Genomic DNA, 14,815 nt, shown 5'->3' on the forward strand with positions numbered 1-14,815 from the left:
GGCCGCCCACCGGGGCATTACACCCCCATCGGCAAACCCTGCGGGTCCATAATGCGCGCTCATCCGCGTGGACCACCGCATTGCCCAGCCACTCGCTGCTGTTCCCCGGCCTGCCGCTGCACAGCACGCGGCTGGTCCTGAGCCCGATCCGTCGTGATGACGCTGCTGCGTTGTTCACGCTGCAATCCAACCCGGCGGTGATGCGCTGGTGGAACCATCCTGCCTGGACACGGCCGGGCGAAGCCCGCGAACAGATCGACGACGACCTCGCCGCACACGCCATCGGCACCCAGCTCAAGCTGGCCGTGCGCGAATCGCTGGAAGGCCCATTGCTGGGCATCTGCGTGGTGTTTGCCGTCGATCGCGCTGCTGCGCGTGCCGAGATCGGCTACCTGCTGGCACCTGAGGTCCAGGGCCGGGGCTACATGCATGAGGCGTTGCAGCAGGTGCTGGCCTACCTGTTCCGGACGCTGCGCCTGCATCGCGTCGAAGCCGAGATCGATCCGCGCAATGCGGCCTCCGCGCACGTGCTTGAACGCCTCGGCTTCCATCGCGAGGGCCTCCTGCGCCAGCGCTGGCGCATCCAGGGCGAGTTGGCCGACTCGGCTGTATACGGGCTGCTGGCCGATGATGAAGCCGCGACCGCCCTGCCCACTTGACCCAATCTGGCCGCAACCGACGACAACGCCCGGCCATGGCTTTGGACACATACGGCGCGGCACCTTGGAGGCCTAGCATCGGAACCCCCTTCCGCTGCCGATCCGGTGCCATGAAGTCCCTGCTGCACACTGCCGCGCTCTGCGTCGGCCTGCTCATTGCTCCTGCCAGCGTGCTGGCCGCGCCCGCCGCCGAATCCAAGCCCGATGCCGCGGACGACAGGACCGAAGCACCTGCGCTGCCGGCCGACGCCTCCACCCGCCAGAGCATCCGCCTGGCAGGCCGCACGCTCGACTACACCGCCACCGTGGGGACGCTGCCGGTACGTGACGAGAAGGGCAAGGTGATCGCCGATGTGGTGTTCACCGCCTACACGATGCCCGGCAAGGACCGGCCGGTGACCTTCGCGCTCAACGGCGGGCCCGGCGCGTCCTCGGTGTATCTCAATCTGGGCGCCATCGGCCCGAAGGTCGTGACCTTCGGCTCGGAGGGCGACAGCGCGTCGGCGCCGGCCACGCTGCACGACAATCCGGGAACGTGGCTGGACTTCACCGATCTGGTCTTCATCGACCCGGTCGGCACCGGCTTCAGCCGTGCCCGCATCGGCGATGACGAAGCGAAGAAGGCGCTGTACAACCCCAGCGCCGACATCGAGTACCTGTCGCGATCGATCTACGACTGGTTGCTGCGCAACCAGCGCATGGCGTCGCGCAAGTACCTCACCGGTGAGAGCTACGGCGGCTACCGCGGCCCACGCATCACCCACTACCTGCAGACACGGCTGGGCGTCGCGATGAACGGCCTGGTGCTGGTCTCGCCGTACCTGAGCCCGACCCTGGAAGACAACGCCGACGTCTCGCCGATGGCGTGGATGCAGACGCTGCCGTCGATCGCAGCGGCGCACCTGGAGCGCCAGGGCCGCCTGACCGACGCGGCGATGCGTGAGGTGGTCGAGTACACCCGCGGCGATTACGCCACCGCCCTGATGAAGGGCCGCAGCGATCCGCAGGCCACCGAGGCGATGCTGCGCCGGGTCACCGAGCTGACCGGGCTGGACCCGCAGTTCGTGCGTCGTGCCGGCGGCCGCCTGGAAACCCAGGCCTACCTGCGCGAAGTGTTCCGCGACAAGGGCACGCTGGGCAGCCGCTACGACTCGAACGTGACGGCGTTTGACCCGTTCCCGAACGATCCGGAACAGCGCGCCAACGATCCCCTGCTCGACAGCATCATCGCGCCGACCACCACCGCGATGGTCGACTTCGTCACCCGCGTGGTGGGCTGGAAGGTCGATGCGCGCTACCAGGCATTGAACTATGAGGTGAACCGGCTGTGGGACCGCAACGGCGATCTGCGCCAGGGCGCGGTGACCCAGCTGCGCCAGGCGGTGGCGATCGATCCGAATCTGCAGGTGCTGATCGCGCACGGCTGGAATGATCTGTCGTGCCCGTTCATGGGCTCGATCCTGACCGTGGACCAGATGCCGGCGATGGGCAGCAACCCGGACCGCGTGCAGGTGCGCAGCTACCCGGGCGGGCACATGTTCTACAGCCGTTCGGACAGCCAGGCGGCATTCCGCAAGGATGTGCAGGCACTGTTCCAGCGCAACTGAGGGGTTCGGCCGGGCTTTCGGCCCGGCGCCCGCTGACGGCAACGGCAACGGCAACGGCAACGGCAACGGCAAAAGCCGGGTTTCCGTGGGCTGGCGAGGTTCCTGCTGCTGTTGGTGGGTGTCGACCTTGGTCGAGACGCTGGATACGGAAAAACGATCTGCCCATGAAAAAAGCCCGCCGGAATCCGGCGGGCTTTTTCATTTCCGGGGGCAGATCCCTATCTGCAGGGAAAGGGCTCTGACCCCAGGGTTGCTGGCATCAGGTCCAGCCGAACAGCTCGAACAGCTTCAGGATCAGGTACGCGCAGCCGCCTGCCGCCGGGATGGTCAGGATCCAGGCCCAGACGATGCGCTCGATCACGCCGAACTTCAGCGAACGCGGATTCTTGGCAAAGCCCACGCCCATGATCGCGGTGGAGATGCTGTGCGTGGTCGAGACCGGCATGCCGAAATGCGCAGCCAGGGTCAGGATGGTGGCCGAGCTGGTCTCCGCGGCGAAGCCGTGGATCGGATGCAGCTTGACCATCTTGTGGCCCAGCGTCTTGATGATCTTCCAGCCACCCGAAGCCGTACCGGCGGCCATCACCACCGCACAGGTCAGCACGATCCACATCGCGATGCCGTCACCGGCCTGCGCATCCGGATGCATGAAGGCCAGCCAGGACGGCAGGTTGTCCAGTGCACCGGTGGCTTCGGCACCGATCAGGGTCATGGCGATGATGCCCATGGTCTTCTGTGCGTCGTTGTGCCCGTGGGCGAAGCCCATGTAGGCGGCCGAGACGATCTGTGCCTTGCCGAAGAAGGCATTGACCCAGCGCGGACGGGCCAGGCGACCAATCGCACCGCCGATCCTGGCCAGACCGGCAATCAGGCCCCACAGCAGCACCATCACCACGATGCCCAGCAGGAAGCCGGCAATCGGCGAGGTGATCATCGGCACGAACACCTTCCACAGCAGGCCCTTGTTCTGCGCCCAGCTGCCGAGCCGTTCGGACCAGATCAGCGCATCCCAGTTGTTGTGGGCGGCCGCCAGCCCGGCGCCGCACAGGCCACCGATCAGCGCGTGCGAGGACGAGGACGGCAGCCCCTTCCACCAGGTGATCAGGTTCCAGATGATGCCGCCCAGAAGGGCGCACAGGATCACCTGCGGAGTGACATCGACCACGTTGGTGTTGAGCAGGCCCGACGCAATGGTCAGCGCGACCGCGGTACCGGTCAGCGCACCGATCAGGTTCATGAAGGCGGCGAGCATCACCGCCCAGCCGGGCGAGAGCACCTTGGTCGCCACCACCGTGGCGATGGAGTTGGCGGTGTCGTGGAAGCCGTTGATGAACTCGAAGACGAGCGCAGCCAGGATCACCACCAGGACGAGGGTCAACATGCGGCGGCGTCCGTCAGCTGTTCTTCAGCACGATCTGGTACGCCACCACGCCGGCCTCGCGGCAGCGATCGATGGCTTTTTCCAGGATCTCGAAGAATTCCTTGAGCAGGAACATCTGCAGGTTGTCCAGGCGCCCGGAATAGATATCGCGGTACAGCTCCAGCATGAGCCGGTCGGCCTCGTTCTCCAGCGAGCGCAGCTTCTCGTTGAGGGCGGTCATCCGGTCCAGGTTCATGTGGCGCAGGTCGGCCACCATCTCCACCACCACGCCGGCGGCCTGCTCCAGCATCGCCGCGCGCGGCGCGAAGTCGATGTGCTCCAGGTGGGTCGTGGCCAGCGAATAGCGATCGGCGAACTTCTCGATCTGCTTGGGGATCTTGTACAGCGCCGACCCCAGCGCTTCGATGTCTTCACGCTCGATCGGCGTCATGAAGCTGTCCACCAGCGCCTGGCTGATCTTGTCCGACGCCGCGCGCTCGCGCAGGCGGGCCAGCTTGAAGGCGTCCAGCGCGGGCTGGCGGTCGGCCTCGCGCAGCATGGAATGCAGCGCCTTGGCGGCGTCGGAGGCCGCGACGGCAGCCTCATCGAGCAGGGTGTAGAACTGTTTGCCGGAACCGAAAATGGTCTGCAGAGAGAACATTGAGAAACCTGTCAGCCGTCGCGGGAAGGACGGCACCGGACGGAATTATGACGGCTAGATGACCATCTCGGGTATCCCCGCCGCCTTTCCGGGGGTGGAACCCGCCAACCTGAACAGGCAGTTGCCACCTTGCCACGGCCCTTTGCTAAGATGCCAGCGCGCCCTCGGGCGCACCTTATGGACGACGACCCTTATCCCCCAGCGCCGCGCCGGACTCTGCTCCTGAGCGCCTGCCGCCATCGCAAGCACCCGCCCTCCCTGCCACCAACCGGGGACGACGCCCGTGTTTGAAATGATCCTGATTGTCTTCGCGCTGGTTCTGTTGAATGGCTTCTTCGCCATGTCCGAAATGTCGGTCATGACCTCGCGCAAGAGCCGTCTCAAGCAGATGGCCGGCAGCTCCAAGCGCGCCGCAAAGGCCCTGGAGCTGTCCGAAAAGCCCGAGAGCTTCCTGTCCACGGTCCAGATCGGCATCACCGTCATCGGCGTGCTGACCGGCTACCTGGGGGGTGACGCCATCGGCGACGCCATTGCCGGCTGGCTGCAGGGCCTGATGCCCGGCTTCGCCTACGCCTCCCAGGTCGGCACCACGCTGGCCGTGACCCTCATCACCTTCGTCACCCTGATCTTTGGCGAGCTGGTGCCCAAGCGGCTGGCCCTGACCCGCTCCGAGGCCATTGCCAGCCTGGTGGCCATGCCGATGAGCTGGCTGGCCAAACTGGCCCTGCCCTTCGTCTGGCTGCTGTCCAGGACGACCCAGCTGGTGCTGAAGGCACTTGGCCTGGGCAAGGACGAAGCCGCCTCGGTGACCGAAGAGGAGATCCGCATGCTGGTGGCCGAAAGCCACGAGGCAGGTGTGATCGACACCCATGAGCGCGACATGATGAACCGCGTCATGCGGCTGGGCGATCGCACCGCCGACAGCCTGATGACGCCGCGCAACCGGATCGCCTGGCTGGACACGCAGGCCGGCCTGGACCGCAACCTGGAGATCATGGCCGAGCATGAGTTCTCGCGCTATCCGGTCTATCGCGACAACGACATGGATGTGGTCGGTGTGCTTGAACTGAAATCGCTGGCGACCCGCATGGCACGCGGCGACAACGCGCTGTTCCAGACCCTGCGCGAGCCGTTGTACGTTTCCGAGTCCACCCATGCAATGAAGCTGCTGGAGATCTTCCGGGAAGAACAGCAGTCGATGGCGCTGGTTGTCGACGAATACGGCGAGATCCAGGGACTGGTCACCATCAGCGACCTGATGGGCGCAGTGGTCGGCCGGCTGCAGGCGGTGGAGAATGCCGACGAGGACGCACTGGTGGTGACCCGTGAGGACGGCTCGCTGCTGGTGGACGGCTCGCTGCCGGTGGACGACCTCCGCGAGCTGATCGGCAGCAACGAGCTTCCCGACGCCGAAGAGGGCGATTACTACACCCTGGCCGGCATGTGCATCCACTACTTCGGCCGCATCCCGCACGCGGGCGAGTACTTCGACTGGGCCGGCTGGCGCTTCGAGATCGTCGACCTGGACGGTGCACGTGTGGACAAGCTGCTGCTGCGCACGCTGTCGGACGAGCAGGCCGATGAGCTCACCGCCTGAGTCCGGCCCGCGCGAGGCAGCCCCTGCCTATCGCAATGAAGGCATCCGCACGCTGCTGGAAATGTTCGCCTGGGGTGACCCGGCCCAGCACATGAAGCTGGGCCAGATCCTGCAGGATCTGCAGCAGAGCGCCTTCGGCGTTTTCCTGTTCGTGGCGATCCTGCCATCGTTCATCCCGATTCCGGGGCTGGGCGGTGCGGTCAGTGGCCCCCTGGTGATCCTGATCGGTCTGCAGATGCTGTGCTGCATGCGGCGCCCTTGGCTGCCGGGCTTCATTGCCCGCCGCGGGCCGAAGCGCGGCACCATGCACCGGTTCCTGGACCGCATCGACCGCCCGCTGCGGCGCCTGGACCGCATGCTCAAGCCACGCCTGCCGCAGCTGCTCAAGCCGCTGCCGGCTCACGCGTTCACCGGCGCACTGCTGGTCCTGCTGGGCATCCTGCTGTCGCTGCCGATCCCGTTCACCAACTATCTGTTCGGCTTCCAGCTGCTGTTGTTCTCGCTGGCCCTGCTCGAGCGCGACGGCGCGCTGATGCTGGTCAACTGGATCGGAGCATTGGCGGCAATCGCGTTCTTTGGTTTCAGTTCCGGCCAACTGGTGAGCTACACCGTCGAACTGTTCCAGCGCTGGTTCTGAACCGGGCCCATCAGCGCAGGTCGACGAAACCGTTGTCGGCAAGCTGGCCTGGCTCATCCTGTACCGCAGACAGCACGAACGTCAGCGCCCTGCCCAGCAGCGTGCCCGGTCCATCCCAGTACTCGGCCGATTCGGCCTGCACGTGGATGAGCCGAAGGTTCGGATCGTCCTTGCCGCCGGGGAAGAACAGCTTCATCGCTGGCGACCACAGCGCTTCCACCTTGGCCCGATCGTCGACGATGCGCGCATTGCCCGCCACCGACACATAGGTGTTCTTCGACGTCGAGGCGTAGGCTACGTTGACCCGCGGATTGAGCGCGATTTCCGCCACTTTCGGGCTGTCGGCTGCGGTAGCGAACCAGAGGTCACCATCGAAGGCGACCTGCTGGGTGCCGAGCGGACGGCTGTACAGGCGACCATCCACACCGACCGTGGTGAACATCGCCACCTCCACATCCTTGATCAGTTCGGCCAGCTGGGCGATGTGTTCTGCGCGGGAATCCGACATGGGGAGCTCCAGGGGTAGGGAGCCCCCATCAGACGCGGAAGGTCTGCAATGCGCCGTGATGCAATCGTTCAGCGCGCGTGGCGATCGTGCCACGCCCGCATGGTCAGCTCGAACGAGCGCAGCCTCGCGCGATGGTCATACAGATTGGCGGTGAGCATCAGTTCGTCAGGGCGATGGCGATCGACGAACGCGGCGATACCCTCGGCCACCTGCTGCGGATCACCCAGCACGGTGCACGCCAATGCCCGCTCGACACCCAGTTTCTCGTGTGGCTCCCAGAACGATTCGATGTCGTCGATCGGTGCCGGGATCTTGCCGGGGCGCCCCCGGCGCAGATTGACGAAGCTCTGCTGCTGGCTGGTGAACAGGCGGCGCGATTCGGCTTCGCTGTCGCTGGCCACCACGTTCAATGCCAGCATCGCGTGCGGTTGCTTCAACGTGGCCGAAGGACGGAATTCGCGGCGGTAGACTGCCAGCGCCTCATCCATCGCGTCCGGGGCGAAGTGCGAGGCGAAGGCGTACGGCAGCCCCATCGATGCCGCCATGCGCGCACCGAACAGGCTGGAACCCAGGATCCACGTCGGCACCCGCAGGCCGCCGCCAGGCACGGCCTGCACCGCCTGACCGGGCTGGACCGGTTCGAAGTAATGCAGCAGCTCACGCACGTCCTGCGGGAACTGGTCGGCGCTGTCGAAATAGCGCCGCAGCGCGCGGGCGGTCGGCTGGTCGGTGCCGGGCGCCCGCCCCAGCCCCAGATCGATGCGGTCCGGATAGAGCGAGGCCAGCGTGCCGAACTGCTCGGCCACCTGCAGCGGCGCATGGTTGGGCAGCATGATGCCGCCTGCACCGACACGGATGCGCTGCGTGCCACCGGCAACGTGCCCGATCAGCACGGCGGTGGCCGCGCTGGCGATACCGGGCATGTTGTGGTGTTCGGCCAGCCAGTAGCGGCGGTAGCCCAGCGCATCGGCATGCTGGGCCAGTTCCAGCATGTTGGAGAAGGCGGCGGTGGTATCGCTGCCCTCGCAGACCGGGGCCAGGTCGAGGATCGACAACGGGATCATCAGGCGGTTTCCGTCAAAAGATCCCCTCTGCATGGGGTCGGCCCGGCACGGCGGCCAGTGCCGGTGGCGGGACGCTGATTCCTGCCGGGCGGGTCAGCTCCCCAGGTGGACCAGACCGCTGTGCACGACCGGCGCCCGGGACAGCCGCTCAGAAGGCGCTGGGACGTGGTTCCGGCAGCGGCTCATCCACCAGCGGCCTGAGCTCCGCATCCAGCGCCACCCGTTCGTCGAACACGAAACAGCGCCCGTCGTAGCCCTCGCCGCCCACCTCTTCGAAGTAGCCGAGAATGCCGCCGTCGAGCTGCAGCACGTTGTCCATGCCGTCATTGAGCATCCACAGTGCGGCCTTCTCGCAGCGGATGCCCCCCGTGCAGAAGCTGACCACGGTGCTGTCCTTCAATGCGTCGCGATGCGGCGCCAGGGCCTCCGGCAGATCGGTGAACTTGTGGATCGGCAGCACCAGCGCGTCCTTGAACGTGCCGTACTCCACCTCCTGCAGATTGCGGGTATCGAGCATCACCACCGGCTTTCCCGCATCGTCGTGGCCCTGCCGCAGCCAACGCTGCACGGTGGCCGGATCGACCGCCGGCGCGCGTGGATAGGCCAGCGGCTGGCCGTCATCGCGGCGGAAACTGATGATCTCCGGCTTCACTCTGGCCTTGAGCCGTGCGAAGGGCTGGTGCTCGCTGAAACTGGTCTTGACCCGCATTCCGGCCAGACGCGGATCCTCACGCAGCGCCGCGTAGAAGCCCTCGATGGCGGCCGGGGCGCCCGCCAGGAACAGATTCAGGCCCTCGCCCGCCACCAGGATCGTGCCGCGCAGCCCAGCCGCTTCGGCACGCGCCAGCAGTTGGTCGCACAGAACCTCGGGGGCATCGATGGCGGTGAAATGATAGGCGGCGGTATTGGCGATCATTCGCCCATTTTAGCGCCTGGCCGCCACCGGGTCAGGACCCGGCGTCGATGATCGGCGGCTGGAGCGCCCTACCCCCGCAGCAGCATGAACGGCAGCAGCACCAGGGCAGCAGCGCCCAGCATCGCCAGCAGTACCAGCACGACATACAGCGGCCGGCGCCGCAGCAGGCTGCCGAAGGTCTCGGCCGTGCCATCGCGCAGGGCCTGCTCACGCTCGGCACGGATGCGTGGCGCGCGCTCGGCCTGGTACTCGGCCATCAATGCCTTGGCGCGCGCATGATCACCATCCTCGCGCAGCCACAACCCGCCATTGGAAATGCCCCAGGGACTGGGTTCGGTGCGGTACCAGGCGATGCCGTGGCGATCCAGGAGCGTGCAGACGTCGGCGTATTCGTCATCGCCGACATTGCGCAGATTGAGCAGGAGTTTGGCCATGGCGCCATGATACCCGGCGCCGATGCGCTACCCTTGCCGCCCTCGCCCTGCGCCCGACGGAGATGCCCGATGCGCCGACTGCTGCTTCCCCTGTTGCTGTCCCTTGCTGCTGCCGGCTGCTCGATGGAGCCGTCCGGCCCACCGCCGGGAGGCACGCTGACCACCTTCGAGCGCATCGACACCCAGCCCGGTACCGGGGCCGAAGCGGTGGCGGGCCGGAAGGTCACCGTGCACTACACCGGCTGGATCTACGACGACCGCACCGAGAGCAAGCATGGCAAGACATTCGACAGCTCGGTCGGACGCGGCCAGCCGTTCACCTTCGTGCTCGGTGCCGGGCAGGTCATCCGCGGCTGGGATGAAGGCGTGGCCGGCATGAAGGTCGGCGGCAAGCGCACCCTGATGATCCCCCCGGACCTAGGCTACGGCAGCCGTCGCGCCGGCCCGATCCCGCCGGGTTCCTCGCTGGTGTTCGATGTCGAGCTGCTCGATGTCCAACCCTGATCCACATGCACCGCGCCGCGTGGCCGTCGTCGGTGGCGGCCCGGCGGGGCTGTTCGCTGCCGAACGCCTGCGCGCCGCCGGCCTGGAGGTGGATCTCTATGAAGCCAAGGGTTCCCCCGGTCGCAAGTTCCTGATCGCCGGCAAGGGCGGGCTCAACCTGACCCACTCCGATGAGCGCCCGCTGTTCGACAGCCGCTACCGCGAGCAGGCCGGTGAAGTCGGCCGCTGGCTGGACGGGTTCGACGCGCAGGCACTGCGCGACTGGGCCGCCGATCTCGGCGTAGAGACCTATGTCGGCAGTTCCGGCCGCGTGTTCCCGGTCGATCGCAAGGCTGCGCCCCTGCTGCGCGGCTGGGTGCGCCGCTTGAAGGAGCAGGGCGTACGCCTGCACGTGAATCACCGCTGGTGCGGATGGACCAGCGACGGCACGCTGCGCTTCAACACCGAAGACGGCGACCTCGAGGTGCGCGCTGACGCCACCGTGCTGGCGCTGGGCGGCGGCAGTTGGCCGCATCTCGGCAGCGACGGTGCCTGGGTGGCACCGCTGCAGGCGCGCGGCGTGGACATCGCGCCGTTACAGGCCGCCAACTGCGGGTTCGACGTCGACTGGACGCCCCTGTTCGCCCAGCGCAATGCCGGTGCCCCTTTGAAACCAGTGGTAGCGCATTGGATCGACCTGACAGGCCAACCACGGTCACTGCAGGGCGAATGCGTCGCCAGCGACTATGGCATCGAAGGCAGCCTGATCTACGCGCTGTCGGCCGACCTGCGCGAAACCATCAACCGCGAGGGTTGTGCGCCATTGTGGCTGGACCTGGCACCTGGCCGCGATGAAGCACGCCTGCTGGCCGATCTGTCGCGTCCACGCAAGGGCCGCAGCTTCGGTGAACACCTGCGCCGCCAGGCCGGGGTGGACGCAGTGAAAGCGGCACTCGTGTTCGAGCACCTCGGCAAGGATGCGGGCCACGATCTTGCTGCGGTCGCAGCGACGCTAAAGCGCCTGCCGCTGAAACTGCTGCGCCCGCGGCCGATGGCCGAGGTGATCAGCACGGCCGGAGGGGTAAGGCTGGACGCGCTCGACGCAGGGCTGATGCTGCGTGCCCTGCCCGGCGTGTTCTGCGCCGGTGAAATGCTGGACTGGGAAGCGCCGACCGGCGGCTACCTGCTGACGGCCTGCTATGCCAGTGGCCTGCGCGCTGCCGAAGGCGTGATCCAGTGGTTGGCCACACGCTGAATCGACTGCGGTAGCACCGGGCGTGCGGCTCGGCGCTACCGGAAACAGCGTTTCACCACGGCCTTCGCATGCGTACCGAGGCGAGTGGTACCCCGCTTGGATGGGGATAGATTTCCTCGCGTTCGCGGATGAAACCCTGCCGCTGATAGAAGGACACGGCATTGAGCGAGGCCGACAGCACCACCTCGCGCCCCGGATCGGCCAGCGCCAGCAGACGCTGCATCAGCGCCTGGCCGATACCCTGTCCGCCACGATCCGGATCGACGAACAGCGCATCCACCTCATTGCCATCGATATCCAGCACGCCAAAGCCGAGCAGCTCGCCCTGCCCGCCTTCGGCCACCACGCAGCCGCCCTGCGACAGCAGCCGCGGATACTGCGCCGGCGGCGGCGACGCCGCCCAGGGGGCGATCACCTCCGGCGGATAGTGACTGCTGCAGGTCTCGCGCACGCACCGCGTGCGCAGGGCCCACAGCGGCGTGACATCGTCGATCGTCCCGGTCCTGAACTGCATGCAACCTCCGTGTGGAACGCCATCACCGCGACTTGCTGGCTCTCAGCGCCTGGATCCGCGCCGGCGGCTGGAATGAATCACTGCGCGCATCTGCCCAGAACGCATGGAATACCGCGTGATCCGGCACCCGCCGCAGCAGTTCTCCCGGCTCCAGATAGCGGTACAGCGTCGCCAGCGAGCGGATCTCCACCGGCGACACGCGGCGCAGGATGTGCTCCGGCCCCAGTTCGGCCGGATCGTTCAGGCCTGCGGCGCACAACAGCTCCTTCAGGGCATGCAGCGTGTGCTCGTGGTAGCTGTGCACGCGCGTGGCCTTGTCAGGCGCGTCGAGGTGCTTCCAACGCGCCGGGTCCTGGGTGGCGATGCCGGTCGGGCACTTGTCGGTGTGGCAGCTCAACGACTGGATGCACCCCAGTGCGAACATGAAGCCACGACCGGCATTGCACCAGTCCGCGCCGAGCGCGATGGTCCGGGCAATGTCGAATGCGCTGGTGATCTTGCCGGCCGCACCGATGCGGATGCGCTCGCGCAGGTCCAGCCCGACCAGGGTGTTGTGGACCAGCAGCAGCGCCTCGTGCATCGGCACGCCGACATGATCGACAAACTCGGCCGGTGCCGCGCCCGTGCCGCCCTCGGCGCCATCGACAACGATGAAGTCCGGCAACAGGCCGGTCTCCTGCATCGCCTTGGCGATACCGAACCACTCCCAGGGATGGCCGATGGCCAGCTTGAAGCCGACCGGTTTGCCACCGGACAGTTCACGCAGGCGGGCGACGAACTGCAGCAGTTCGACCGGCGTGGAAAACGCCGAGTGCCGCGACGGAGATACACAGTCCACCCCCATCGGCACGCCCCGGGTCACGGAGATCTCGGCCGTCACCTTCGGCGCGGGCAATACGCCGCCATGACCGGGCTTGGCCCCCTGGGACAGCTTGATCTCAATCATCTTCACCTGGTCATGGGTGGCGTTGGCGACGAACCGCTCTTCGCTGAAACCGCCCTTCTCGTCGCGGCAACCGAAGTAGCCCGAACCGATTTCCCAGACCAGATCGCCGCCCATCTCACGGTGGTAGGGCGAGATCGAGCCTTCGCCCGTATCGTGATAGAAGCCGCCACGCCGTGCGCCTTCGTTGAGCGCGCGGATCGCGTTGGCCGACAGCGAGCCGAAGCTCATCGCCGAGATGTTGAACACACTGGCCGAATAGGGCTTGGCGCAGCCTGCGCCGATCAGCACACGGAAATCGTGCCGGGCGATGGTGGTCGGTGCCAGCGAATGGTTGATCCATTCGTAGTCCACCGCATATGCACTACGCAGCGTGCCGAACGGCACCGTATCCATCTCGTTCTTGGCACGCTGGTAGATCAGTGCGCGCTGCTGACGCGAGAAGGGCACGTCTTCCAGATCACTCTGCACGAAATACTGGCGGATCTCCGGGCCGATCGATTCCAGCCCGTATCTGAAGTGCGCCATGACCGGATAGTTGCGGCGCAGGGTGCTGCGCTTCTGCAGCAGATCCCAGGTCCCCAGCGCCACCATCGCGGCGGTCAGACCGACGCCCCAGTACCAGGCAGGCCATATCGTGGCCAGCCACAGGCAGACGGGGAACATCAGGATGGCGAGCAGGTAGACGATATACCGGTGCATGGCGTTCCTTGGTTGCAACTGCAGCCGAGTCTACCGCGCCCGCCATCATCGACGCCTACAGGCGATCGTCGACCACGCTGCGCGGCCAGGACGATTTCACGTCATACACCAGGCCGCCGGGCGCCAGCAGGCCGCGGATGCGGGCTTCATCCATCGCCTTGAAACTGGCATGCGCCACTGCCAGTACGACCGCGTCGTAACAGCCGGCCTTCGGCTCGGCCAGCCACCGCACACCGGCATCGGCCAAGGCCGCCGGGCCCACCCATGGATCGCTGACATCGACCTGGGCGCCTGCGCCTGCCAGGCGCTGCGCCAGCTCCAGCGCACGACTGTTGCGCAGATCGGGGCAGTCTTCCTTGAAGGTGACGCCCAGCACCAGCACGCGCGCCTGGGCCGCGGTCCGCCCGCGCTCGGCCAACATGGCCAGGACGCGCGTGGCCACGTGCTCGCCGACGCGATTGTTGACCTGCCGCGCGGTGTGGATGAGGTCCGGGTGGTAACCCACGCTTTCCGACTTGTGCAGCAGGTAGTAGGGATCCACGCCGATGCAGTGGCCACCGACCAGACCGGGACGGAACGGCAGGAAATTCCACTTGCTGCCCGCGGCGTCCAGCACGTCCTGGGTGTCGATGCCGAGACGGTCGAAAATCAGCGCCAGCTCGTTGACCAGAGCGATGTTGACGTCGCGCTGGATGTTCTCGACCACCTTGGCCGCTTCGGCCACGCGCATCGATGGCGCCGGGAAGGTGCCTGCGTCGATGATGCGGCGGTACAGCGCATCGACCACCGACGCCACCTCCGGTGTCGAACCCGAGGTGATCTTGCGGATGTCCGCCAGACGGCGCTGGCGGTCCCCCGGGCTGACCCGCTCGGGACTGTAGCCGCAGTAGAAATCTTCATTGAATCGCAGGCCCGAACCCTGCTCCAGCAAGGGCACGCAGACTTCCTCGGTCGTGCCGGGATAGACCGTGGACTCGTAGATCACCAGATCGCCGGCGCGCAGATGGCTGGCGATCAACCGCGTCGCCGAGCGCAGGGGTTCCAGATCGGGCTGCTCGTAGGCATCGATGGGCGTCGGCACGGTGACGATGTACACGTTGCACTCGTCCAGCCGCGCAGGGTCGCTGCTGTACTCCAGCTGGCGTGCAGCGGCGAGTTCGCCGGCCTCCACCTCCAGCGTGTGGTCCTGGCCCGCGCGCAGCTCGGCGATGCGTGCGGGGTCGATGTCGAAGCCGAGCGTCGGCTGTTCACGGCCGAATGCCACGGCCAGTGGCAGGCCCACGTAACCCAGACCGATCACCGCGAACCGGGGCGCTTCCGCCGCCGACACCGGCACGCTCATCAATGTACCCGCCATGCCGGCAGCGGCGGATCGCCCACTGCCGCCGCTTCGGCCATCACGCTCATTCGCTGCCCACTCCGGGAAGTCTTCGCAAGAGTGCTACAGCGTAACGGTGTCAGGACCTTGTCGCCAA

15 protein-coding genes are annotated in these 14,815 nt (G+C 66.7%); 6 read left to right on the plus strand and 9 right to left on the minus strand.

Annotated elements, in window-relative coordinates; translation table 11 throughout:
* The first annotated feature begins 80 nt into the window (after positions 1-80).
* Both ACVOKU_RS00200 and ACVOKU_RS00205 read left to right on the plus strand, forming a co-directional pair.
* Positions 81-659 (plus strand): GNAT family N-acetyltransferase, encoded by a 579-nt coding sequence (locus ACVOKU_RS00200; RefSeq protein ID WP_481558738.1) that lies wholly within the window; start codon positions 81-83, stop codon positions 657-659.
* A 110-nt stretch (positions 660-769) separates the two neighbouring features.
* Positions 770-2,266, plus strand: a complete 1,497-nt coding sequence (locus ACVOKU_RS00205; RefSeq protein WP_481558739.1) for a S10 family peptidase — start codon at positions 770-772, stop codon at positions 2,264-2,266.
* A 259-nt stretch (positions 2,267-2,525) separates the two neighbouring features.
* Here ACVOKU_RS00205 and ACVOKU_RS00210 read toward each other — a convergent pair whose 3' ends face one another.
* Together ACVOKU_RS00210 and ACVOKU_RS00215 are read right to left on the minus strand one after the other, a co-directional pair.
* Positions 2,526-3,647: an inorganic phosphate transporter gene (locus ACVOKU_RS00210; RefSeq protein WP_053519810.1), complete on the minus strand. Its 1,122-nt coding sequence runs from the start codon at positions 3,645-3,647 to the stop codon at positions 2,526-2,528.
* Positions 3,648-3,660: 13 nt separating this feature from the next.
* Positions 3,661-4,287, minus strand: a complete 627-nt coding sequence (locus ACVOKU_RS00215; RefSeq protein WP_004152833.1) for a DUF47 domain-containing protein — start codon at positions 4,285-4,287, stop codon at positions 3,661-3,663.
* Between the two features lie 292 nt (positions 4,288-4,579).
* Here ACVOKU_RS00215 and ACVOKU_RS00220 point away from each other — a divergent pair, with 292 nt between their 5' ends.
* Together ACVOKU_RS00220 and ACVOKU_RS00225 are read left to right on the plus strand one after the other, a co-directional pair.
* Positions 4,580-5,884, plus strand: coding sequence for a hemolysin family protein (locus ACVOKU_RS00220; RefSeq protein WP_053519809.1), 1,305 nt, complete (start codon positions 4,580-4,582; stop codon positions 5,882-5,884).
* Positions 5,868-6,521, plus strand: a complete 654-nt coding sequence (locus ACVOKU_RS00225) for an exopolysaccharide biosynthesis protein (RefSeq protein ID WP_481558740.1) — start codon at positions 5,868-5,870, stop codon at positions 6,519-6,521. The genes ACVOKU_RS00220 and ACVOKU_RS00225 overlap by 17 nt, the downstream gene beginning before the upstream one ends.
* Before the next feature lie 10 nt (positions 6,522-6,531).
* On the opposite strand, the gene ACVOKU_RS00230 is transcribed toward ACVOKU_RS00225, so the two are convergent.
* From ACVOKU_RS00230 to ACVOKU_RS00245, 4 genes are all read right to left on the minus strand, one after another.
* Positions 6,532-7,029: a pyridoxamine 5'-phosphate oxidase family protein gene (locus ACVOKU_RS00230; protein ID WP_053519807.1), complete on the minus strand. Its 498-nt coding sequence runs from the start codon at positions 7,027-7,029 to the stop codon at positions 6,532-6,534.
* A 68-nt stretch (positions 7,030-7,097) separates the two neighbouring features.
* Positions 7,098-8,093 carry an LLM class flavin-dependent oxidoreductase gene (locus ACVOKU_RS00235; RefSeq protein ID WP_481558741.1) on the minus strand — a complete coding sequence of 332 codons (996 nt, stop codon included), beginning with the start codon at positions 8,091-8,093 and terminating at the stop codon, positions 7,098-7,100.
* A 148-nt stretch (positions 8,094-8,241) separates the two neighbouring features.
* Positions 8,242-9,009 (minus strand): sulfurtransferase, encoded by a 768-nt coding sequence (locus ACVOKU_RS00240; RefSeq protein ID WP_053519805.1) that lies wholly within the window; start codon positions 9,007-9,009, stop codon positions 8,242-8,244.
* Between the two features lie 68 nt (positions 9,010-9,077).
* Entirely contained in the window at positions 9,078-9,443 is a 366-nt protein-coding gene (locus tag ACVOKU_RS00245) for a DUF6164 family protein (RefSeq protein WP_053519804.1), read from the minus strand.
* A 69-nt stretch (positions 9,444-9,512) separates the two neighbouring features.
* On the opposite strand from ACVOKU_RS00245, the gene ACVOKU_RS00250 reads away from it, so the two are divergent.
* Together ACVOKU_RS00250 and ACVOKU_RS00255 are read left to right on the plus strand one after the other, a co-directional pair.
* On the plus strand, positions 9,513-9,947 hold the full coding sequence (locus ACVOKU_RS00250; protein ID WP_481558742.1) for an FKBP-type peptidyl-prolyl cis-trans isomerase: 435 nt from the start codon (positions 9,513-9,515) through the stop codon (positions 9,945-9,947).
* Positions 9,934-11,181 carry a TIGR03862 family flavoprotein gene (locus ACVOKU_RS00255; RefSeq protein WP_481558743.1) on the plus strand — a complete coding sequence of 416 codons (1,248 nt, stop codon included), beginning with the start codon at positions 9,934-9,936 and terminating at the stop codon, positions 11,179-11,181. Before ACVOKU_RS00250 ends, ACVOKU_RS00255 begins: the two co-directional genes overlap by 14 nt.
* 52 nt (positions 11,182-11,233) lie before the next feature.
* Here the strand turns inward: ACVOKU_RS00255 and ACVOKU_RS00260 are convergent, their stop codons facing one another.
* The 3 genes from ACVOKU_RS00260 to ACVOKU_RS00270 are packed head-to-tail and all read right to left on the minus strand — an operon-like array spanning position 11,234 to position 14,682.
* The gene (locus tag ACVOKU_RS00260; protein WP_065174915.1) at positions 11,234-11,695 is read right to left on the minus strand and encodes a GNAT family N-acetyltransferase; all 462 of its coding nucleotides are present in this window, start codon (positions 11,693-11,695) and stop codon (positions 11,234-11,236) included.
* A 22-nt stretch (positions 11,696-11,717) separates the two neighbouring features.
* On the minus strand, positions 11,718-13,340 hold the full coding sequence (locus ACVOKU_RS00265; RefSeq protein ID WP_053519800.1) for an FMN-binding glutamate synthase family protein: 1,623 nt from the start codon (positions 13,338-13,340) through the stop codon (positions 11,718-11,720).
* Positions 13,341-13,395: 55 nt separating this feature from the next.
* On the minus strand, positions 13,396-14,682 hold the full coding sequence (locus ACVOKU_RS00270) for a nucleotide sugar dehydrogenase (protein ID WP_481558744.1): 1,287 nt from the start codon (positions 14,680-14,682) through the stop codon (positions 13,396-13,398).
* Positions 14,683-14,815 lie beyond the last annotated feature (133 nt).

This window comes from Stenotrophomonas sp. STEN147, assembly GCF_056757995.1.

Bases quoted from the DNA above. Each gene is read 5' to 3' on its own strand.
- ACVOKU_RS00205 (WP_481558739.1), top strand. From the start codon at position 770: ATGAAGTCCCTGCTGCACACTGCCGCGCTCTGCGTCGGCCTGCTCATT.
- ACVOKU_RS00210 (WP_053519810.1), bottom strand. From the start codon at position 3,647: ATGTTGACCCTCGTCCTGGTGGTGATCCTGGCTGCGCTCGTCTTCGAG.
- ACVOKU_RS00215 (WP_004152833.1), bottom strand. From the start codon at position 4,287: ATGTTCTCTCTGCAGACCATTTTCGGTTCCGGCAAACAGTTCTACACC.
- ACVOKU_RS00220 (WP_053519809.1), top strand. From the start codon at position 4,580: ATGATCCTGATTGTCTTCGCGCTGGTTCTGTTGAATGGCTTCTTCGCC.
- ACVOKU_RS00225 (WP_481558740.1), top strand. From the start codon at position 5,868: ATGAGCTCACCGCCTGAGTCCGGCCCGCGCGAGGCAGCCCCTGCCTAT.
- ACVOKU_RS00230 (WP_053519807.1), bottom strand. From the start codon at position 7,029: ATGTCGGATTCCCGCGCAGAACACATCGCCCAGCTGGCCGAACTGATC.
- ACVOKU_RS00235 (WP_481558741.1), bottom strand. From the start codon at position 8,093: ATGATCCCGTTGTCGATCCTCGACCTGGCCCCGGTCTGCGAGGGCAGC.
- ACVOKU_RS00240 (WP_053519805.1), bottom strand. From the start codon at position 9,009: ATGATCGCCAATACCGCCGCCTATCATTTCACCGCCATCGATGCCCCC.
- ACVOKU_RS00245 (WP_053519804.1), bottom strand. From the start codon at position 9,443: ATGGCCAAACTCCTGCTCAATCTGCGCAATGTCGGCGATGACGAATAC.
- ACVOKU_RS00250 (WP_481558742.1), top strand. From the start codon at position 9,513: ATGCGCCGACTGCTGCTTCCCCTGTTGCTGTCCCTTGCTGCTGCCGGC.
- ACVOKU_RS00255 (WP_481558743.1), top strand. From the start codon at position 9,934: ATGTCCAACCCTGATCCACATGCACCGCGCCGCGTGGCCGTCGTCGGT.
- ACVOKU_RS00260 (WP_065174915.1), bottom strand. From the start codon at position 11,695: ATGCAGTTCAGGACCGGGACGATCGACGATGTCACGCCGCTGTGGGCC.
- ACVOKU_RS00265 (WP_053519800.1), bottom strand. From the start codon at position 13,340: ATGCACCGGTATATCGTCTACCTGCTCGCCATCCTGATGTTCCCCGTC.
- ACVOKU_RS00270 (WP_481558744.1), bottom strand. From the start codon at position 14,682: ATGAGCGTGCCGGTGTCGGCGGCGGAAGCGCCCCGGTTCGCGGTGATC.